This is a genomic window from Methanoregula sp. (assembly GCF_002835825.1).
GTDB lineage: Archaea > Halobacteriota > Methanomicrobia > Methanomicrobiales > Methanospirillaceae > Methanoregula.
The window spans coordinates 1-4,976 of record NZ_PIZH01000161.1 but is presented as its reverse complement, the minus strand read 5'-3'; the positions used below and the strand labels follow the sequence as shown (position 1 = coordinate 4,976).

General features: G+C 56.9%; 5 protein-coding genes. All 5 read left to right on the top strand.

Translation table 11 applies throughout. The features are described from left to right. The first annotated feature begins 159 nt into the window (after positions 1-159). Positions 160-1,473 (top strand): coenzyme-B sulfoethylthiotransferase subunit beta, encoded by a 1,314-nt coding sequence (gene mcrB / locus CW742_RS07090; RefSeq protein WP_292418420.1) that lies wholly within the window; start codon positions 160-162, stop codon positions 1,471-1,473. A 16-nt stretch (positions 1,474-1,489) separates the two neighbouring features. After that, positions 1,490-1,960, top strand: a complete 471-nt coding sequence (mcrD, locus tag CW742_RS07085; protein WP_292418417.1) for a methyl-coenzyme M reductase operon protein D — start codon at positions 1,490-1,492, stop codon at positions 1,958-1,960. A gap of 3 nt (positions 1,961-1,963) precedes the next feature. Next, positions 1,964-2,599 carry a methyl-coenzyme M reductase I operon protein C gene (gene mcrC, locus CW742_RS07080; protein ID WP_292418414.1) on the top strand — a complete coding sequence of 212 codons (636 nt, stop codon included), beginning with the start codon at positions 1,964-1,966 and terminating at the stop codon, positions 2,597-2,599. A gap of 7 nt (positions 2,600-2,606) precedes the next feature. Then, complete coding sequence (gene mcrG / locus CW742_RS07075; protein WP_292418411.1) at positions 2,607-3,371, top strand: coenzyme-B sulfoethylthiotransferase subunit gamma; 765 nt, start codon at positions 2,607-2,609, stop codon at positions 3,369-3,371. A 6-nt stretch (positions 3,372-3,377) separates the two neighbouring features. Continuing rightward, positions 3,378-4,976: coenzyme-B sulfoethylthiotransferase subunit alpha (gene mcrA / locus CW742_RS07070; protein WP_292418408.1), on the top strand; the 1,599-nt coding region annotated here is incomplete at its 3' end.

The following is a 4,976-nucleotide window of genomic DNA, read 5'->3' as shown; positions in this document are numbered from 1 at the left end:
GGAATACTTATATGGCGTAATTGGGAATTATTGACTGTCCCATCTTAAGGGGACGTGCAATAGCGACTTTCATTCATTACTCGTGTTCCTGAAGAGGACACGCTCTCGTTCAGCGACAGTATTGTACCGCGATTTACTGAAAAATTTGGAGGAATTCAAATGGCAAAATACAAAGACACAATCGACCTCTATGACGATGAGGGGAAGCTCTTAAAGAGCAATGTCACCATCGACAAGATCAGCCCCGTCGTCAACAAGGGCGCACAGAATGTTATCGACCTCACCAAGAGGACCGTTGCAGTCAACTTTGCCGGTATTGAGGATGCACTCAAGACCGGAAAGGTCGGCGGCAAGTCCAACCAGATCCTTGGCCGCAGCATGAACTGCAGCTGTGTCAAGGACTCTGATGCACTCGCAGCCAAGATCAAGGACATGGTCCAGGTCGAAGCCGGTGACAACACCAAGATCACCAAGGTTGGCGGCGGCAAGATGATCCTTGTCGAGATCCCGACTGCCCGTATGAACGCAGCAGCAACCTACGATGTTGCATCAACCGTTGTTGCAGCGGCCACCACCTATGCACTGGTTGACCAGTACAAGGTTGACATGTTCGACGGCTCCTACATCAAGGCAGCAGTCTGGGGTACCTACCCGCAGACCATGGACATGCAGGGCGGCAACGTCATCTCGATTCTGTCGATCCCCCAGTTCAACGAAGGTCTCGGCTACGCACTGCGCAACATCCCCGCAAACCACGCGGTCATGATGACCCACCGGAATGCAGTCCAGGCAGCAGCCCTTATGTCCACCTTCGAGCAGGCAGGACAGTTCGAGATGGGTAACGCTGTCGGTCCCTTCGAGCGGGCACAGCTCCTTCTCTACGGGTACCAGGGCCTCAACGCCAACAACATCGTCTACGACCTCGTCAAGAAGAACGGCAAGACCGGTACCATCGGTACTGTCGTGCAGTCCCTCGTCGAGCGTGCCATTGAGGACAAGGTCATCAAGGCAGGCAAGAAGGGCAAGAGCGGCTTCGTCTTCTACGAGACCAAGGACCCCATGCTCTGGAACGCCTATGCATCGGCAGGTACCCTTGCAGCAACCATGGTCAACTGCGGTGCCGGACGTTTCGCCCAGGCAGTCTCAGCAACCCTGCTCTACTTCAACGACCTGCTTGAGCACGAGACCGGCCTCCCCGGCGCAGACTTCGGTCGCGCAATGGGTGTCGCAGTCGGGTTCTCGTTCTTCAGCCACTCGATCTACGGTGGCGGCGGTCCCGGTGTCTTCAACGGTAACCACGTCGTGACCAGGCACGCAGCCGGTGTCGGTATGCCCTGTATCGCTGCAGCCTGTGCACTCGACGCGGGAACCCAGATGTTCGGACCCGAGCACACCTCGAAGGTCTACCAGGACACATTCGGCCAGATCGAAGCATTCAAGAAGCCGATCCAGGCAGTTGCAAAGGGCATCTAAGCCTTCAAGGATACGAATGACAGAAGCCACGTTCCCCCAGTGCAGGATTGACTCAGAGCGTCTGATGAATCCAGAGACAACGGAGAAACTGCTCAACAGGATTGTGAGCGTTCCGGGAGTCCGGCGTATGGTCCTTAACGGACAGCGCCTCCCTATGACAGTACCCTACGGGCCGGCAAGAGGATTGGACAACCCTCATCCTATGAGGAAGACCATTCATGTCGGCGACCAGGAGATACCCCTTCAGGTTCATGTAGGTACCGTTCTTCTCGAGATTGAAAACCGCGATGTTGTTCCCGCACTGAAAGCCGCGATCGAACCGGTTTTTACCGATTTTTCCTTCCGCATCAAGGAGGGTAAATTTATGAAGACCGAACCGTCGCTTGTGGATTACTGCAAGTACGGCCCGAATGCGGACAAGGAAATGCTCGGCCTTGCTGATCCAAGCAGCAAGTCCCGGCCGATAATCCTCCAGGGAATAAAATAAATCATGCCGATAGGACGAGTAACCCAGGTTGTTGACTGCCGCGAGGCGATGGGCATGGGTAAAGGAGGCGGTCTTGCCCAGCGGGGCACCATCTCCGAATGCCGCTACCCGGACGTCATCGTGGTCGGGATGTCTCCCGGACGCCGCCACGTGACAAAGCCGGTGTGTGATATCACCTCAGGTCTTCGGCAACAGGGCGTCGAATACAGTATCAGCACGCTGGTACTGAATGCCGGCAGCGGCGTGCCGCCGGATGCACCAAAAATCGGTGGTGCAGTCCTCGGCGCTTATTTTGGGCTTACTCAGAAGGAGATCGCACAGATTGAGAAACACAAGGTCGCCATCCTCCACCACGGGAATGTACGTTCCCACGTGGTGCACAAGGTCCGTTTTATCCTTCAGGCTTGTGATGTGAAGGCGATCGTGGTTTCCCAGTCCCCGGTCGATTACGAGGATTTCGCAAAGGAGGGAGTGAAGACATCGGTCGTAATGCCCCCGGCGGACAAGATCAAGACCAAAGGTACGGTCATGTCCATCGTGAGCGGTGTTACCCGGGGTCAGACCCCCACGCGCGAGAAGATGGCAGAAGTCATTTCATCCGTCATGAGAATCGTGAAACAGAAGAAACCATTGGAGTGATAAAATAATGGCATATAAACCCCAGTACAATGCAGGTACCTCCACCGTTGCAGCCAACAGGCGCAAGCAGATGGACCCGGCACATAAGCTTGCAAAGCTTCGGGACGTAACCGACAAGGACATCGTCCTGATCATGGGACACCGTGCACCCGGCTCAGCCTACAAGAGTGCACACCCCCCGCTCTCCGAGCAGCAGGAACCTGCATGCCCGGTCCGCAAGCTGGTCACCCCGACCGACGGCGCAAAGGCCGGCGACCGCGTCCGCTACATCCAGTTCGCTGACTCGATGTACAACGCACCCTGCCAGCCCTACCTCAGGTCCTACCTCGAGGCATACCGCTTCCGCGGCATTGACCCCGGTACGCTCTCTGGCCGTCAGATCATCGAATGCCGTGAGAGAGACCTTGAGAAGTACGCAAAGGACCTCGTCCAGAGCGAACTCTTCGACCCGGCACTGACCGGTGTCCGTGGTGCAACCGTGCACGGCCACTCCCTCCGTCTCGATGAGAACGGCATGATGTTCGACATGCTCCAGCGCTGTGTCTTCGACAAGAAGGCCGGCATTGTCAAGTACGTCAAGAACCAGATCGGAGAGCCCCTCGACTCAGAAGTCAAGGTCGGCAAGCCCATGGACAACAAGTGGCTCAAGGCAAACACCACGATCTACCACTCACTTGTGGGATCTGCCTACCGCGACGATGCAGAAGCAATCGAATACATCCAGCGCATCCACGGACTCCGTGTGAAGTACGGCTTCATGCCCAAGGAGTGATAAGACATGGCAAAAGCAGCAAAAATCGAAAGGACCCAGAAGCTCTTCCTGAAGGCAATGAAGGAGAAGTTTGCAGAAGACCCCTCGGCAACCCACACCGTGTTCGGCCGCGAAGGTCTTGAGCAGTCCCCCCGCAAAGTCGAGTTCATGAAGGCCGGTAAGAAGGTCGAGATGGACCGCGGTATCTCCGGCTACGACCCCAAGCGCTGCCACCTCGGTGGTATCCCGCTCGGTCAGCGCCAGCTGATGACCTACGAAGTTTCCGGCACCAACGTCTTTGTAGAAGGCGACGACCTCCACTTCGTCAACAACGCTGCAATGCAGCAGATGTGGGACGACATCAGAAGGACCATCATCGTAGGTCTTGACCTCGCCCACAACACCCTCCAGAAGCGTCTCGGCAAGGAAGTTACTCCTGAGACCATCAACGAGTACCTCCACGTGCTCAACCACGCAATGCCTGGCGGCGCAGTCGTCCAGGAACACATGGTCGAGACCCACCCGTCACTCGTCGACGACTGTTACGTGAAGATCTTCACTGGCGACGACGAGATGGCAGACGACATCGAGCCCCAGTTCCTGCTCAACCTCGACAAGCTGTTCCCGGCAAAGTCCGCAGCAGCCTTAAAGGCAGCAGTCGGCAAGTCGATGTTCCAGGCTGTCCACATCCCGACAACCGTCAGCAGGACCTGCGACGGTGGAACCACCTCCCGGTGGTCTGCAATGCAGATCGGTATGTCCTTCATCGGTGCCTACCACATGTGCGCCGGTGAGGCAGCAGTCGCTGACCTCGCATTCGCCGCAAAGCACGCCGGTGTTATCCAGATGGCAGACATCCTGCCCGCACGCCGTGCACGTGGCCCGAACGAGCCCGGTGGCATCAAGTTCGGTCACTTTGCAGACATGATCCAGGCCGACCGCAAGTACCCCAATGACCCCGTCAAGGCAGCCCTTGAAGTCGTCGGTGGTGGGACCATGCTCTTCGACCAGATCTGGCTCGGCAGCTACATGTCCGGCGGTGTCGGTTTCACCCAGTATGCAACCGCTGCATACACCGACAACATCCTCGATGACTACTGCTACTATGGTCTTGACTACATCAAGTCCAAGCACGGCGGTCTCGGCAAGGCAAAGAAGAACCAGGAAACCCTCAGCGACATCGCAACCGAGGTCACTCTCTACGGTATGGAACAGTACGAACAGTTCCCGACCACCCTCGAGAGCCACTTCGGCGGTTCCCAGCGTGCATCCGTCCTTGCAGCAGCATCAGGTATCACCTGTTCACTCGCTACTGCAAACTCGAACGCTGGCTTAAACGGCTGGTACATGTCCATGCTCGCCCACAAGGAAGGCTGGTCACGTCTCGGCTTCTTCGGCTACGACCTGCAGGACCAGTGCGGTTCCGCAAACTCCATGTCGATCCGTCCCGACGAGGGATTACTCGGCGAGCTCCGTGGACCGAACTACCCGAACTATGCAATGAACGTCGGTCACCAGGGAGAATACGCTGCAATCGCGGGCGCTGCCCACATTGCACGCGGAGATGCATGGACCCTATCCCCACTGATGAAGATCACGTTCGCCGACCCGTCGCTGAAATTCGAC

Excerpts from the sequence above, each read along its gene's own strand:
- mcrB (WP_292418420.1), top strand. The coding sequence starts at position 160 with ATGGCAAAATACAAAGACACAATCGACCTCTATGACGATGAGGGGAAG.
- mcrD (WP_292418417.1), top strand. The coding sequence starts at position 1,490 with ATGACAGAAGCCACGTTCCCCCAGTGCAGGATTGACTCAGAGCGTCTG.
- mcrC (WP_292418414.1), top strand. The coding sequence starts at position 1,964 with ATGCCGATAGGACGAGTAACCCAGGTTGTTGACTGCCGCGAGGCGATG.
- mcrG (WP_292418411.1), top strand. The coding sequence starts at position 2,607 with ATGGCATATAAACCCCAGTACAATGCAGGTACCTCCACCGTTGCAGCC.